This is a genomic window from Bradyrhizobium sp. NAS80.1, from assembly GCF_001908205.1.
In the GTDB taxonomy this organism is placed as follows: Bacteria; Pseudomonadota; Alphaproteobacteria; order Rhizobiales; family Xanthobacteraceae; genus Bradyrhizobium.
In genome coordinates, this window is sequence record NZ_LGHL01000488.1 from 1 (window position 1) to 1464 (window position 1464).

Annotated in this window: 3 protein-coding genes; all 3 read right to left on the reverse strand. The window is 58.0% G+C overall.

Annotation, left to right across the window (positions count from 1 at the left end):
* Nucleotides 1-156: 156 nt before the first annotated feature.
* Nucleotides 157-360 (reverse strand): hypothetical protein, encoded by a 204-nt coding sequence (locus tag AC629_RS44445; RefSeq protein ID WP_084810838.1) that lies wholly within the window; start codon nt 358-360, stop codon nt 157-159.
* 129 nt (nt 361-489) lie between these two features.
* The gene (locus AC629_RS44450) at nt 490-747 is read right to left on the reverse strand and encodes a hypothetical protein (protein WP_084810840.1); all 258 of its coding nucleotides are present in this window, start codon (nt 745-747) and stop codon (nt 490-492) included.
* A 291-nt stretch (nt 748-1038) separates the two neighbouring features.
* Complete coding sequence (locus AC629_RS44455; protein WP_084810839.1) at nt 1039-1308, reverse strand: hypothetical protein; 270 nt, start codon at nt 1306-1308, stop codon at nt 1039-1041.
* Nucleotides 1309-1464 lie beyond the last annotated feature (156 nt).

Sequence of the window (1464 nt, forward strand, 5' to 3'; positions counted from 1 at the left end):
CTGAACCGCAGAATAATAGATGCGACGTCGCTGCTTCATGCCCACACTCCATCTCTGCTAAAGGATTAGAGTGTTGCACCGACCGGTTGAGTCCACCACCCCTATCGGACATTCGGCGTGACGCTCTCGTGCATCGACAGTTCGCGCCTGGGGTGACTACGTGAACAAGCGGTCGGTCGCTTTATCGAGCCGCTTGTCCGAACCGCTCGCCTCATTGAGATGACCAATCAACTCTCCGGACAACCGGTAGATGTTGATCCCTTTGAGGTCATACAGCTTCGTACCATTAGGGGCGAAAATCTCTCGACCCACTATGACAGCGACGTGAATACCCTTGCTGTTGAATATATTGCCGTTCAAAAGAGCCTCCTTGCTTGAAGTCGAGCCGTGCGATCGCTGCTCTTACGCCGGTGTATCAGAGCCGCCTTTATGAGGCGGCTTCACTTCATCGCCGCGCTGGCTTTGCCGAGCACGACGCTGCCCACTTGCTCATTGAGCTGTCTTCGTTGAGCCCACGCCGGGATCAGCAATCGTCTCCCAGTCATTACCGCAAGCGGAACAACGCCATTTGTTGACAACCCCAGCGGGCAAATAGGTCGAACTGACCGGAGCAATAATGAGGTGTCCGCAGGTACAGGTGCTGGTCCCTTGTGATGGAGAGCGGCGCGGCCCGTCGCTGACCATTCTTGAGGCCCAGCGGCGCTCGAATCTTCGCTGAAAATGCAATGGATAAAGGATCGAACTCATGGGCTCCCTCCTGTCGGATGGCGGGAGCGCGGTACGGTCTCTCAGTCGCTGAAGCCTTTTTACGATCAGCGATGCTAATAACATATGGCGTCAGCCATCCGATTGCTAGTCGAAACTCTTTGAAAACTTTCGCGCCCGCTGTGGGGACGAACCAGCCTCAAGCGGATCGACCAGCGGACGTTCGTATGCCTGCTCCGCGCTCGCGGTCGACAGAGCACACAGAGCGGTCGGTACCCCGACAGCAGTCCTTCCCTATGTGCCGCGCGGTGACTGTCGAGGTCGAGTGGTTCGTCAGCCATCGGAAGCACTCGCATCGATACGCTGCGCGTCTGCAAGATCGACCGAGCCGATCGAGACTCTCTCGGTCACCAGTCCGCGCGAGCCTTCTGCGGGCACGCTGATCATCGTGGCGACACGGCGGAACGCTTCGAACGAAATGCCCTCGATCGTCTCCTCATCGGTAATGACCTCGTAGTCGCCGGCGGGCAACAGGCGATCGATTCCCCTGATCCGGAACGGATGTTTGAAGGTGACAACTTCATGTCGGGAGCGGATAGTCATGCGCGCATTACCTTTCGCGAAAACGTTTGGCGCCGGCGCTAGCGCCGGAAGGCAGCATGTGCCCCTTAAGCGGCAATAGCCACCCCTTTCTTGCCGCACGCTGCGAACAAGCCGCCACCCGTCTCTTCCTGCCGCAGCTGATGCGAAGCGCTTTAG

Excerpts from the sequence above, each read along its gene's own strand:
- AC629_RS44450 (WP_084810840.1), bottom strand. The coding sequence starts at position 747 with ATGAGTTCGATCCTTTATCCATTGCATTTTCAGCGAAGATTCGAGCGC.
- AC629_RS44455 (WP_084810839.1), bottom strand. The coding sequence starts at position 1,308 with ATGACTATCCGCTCCCGACATGAAGTTGTCACCTTCAAACATCCGTTC.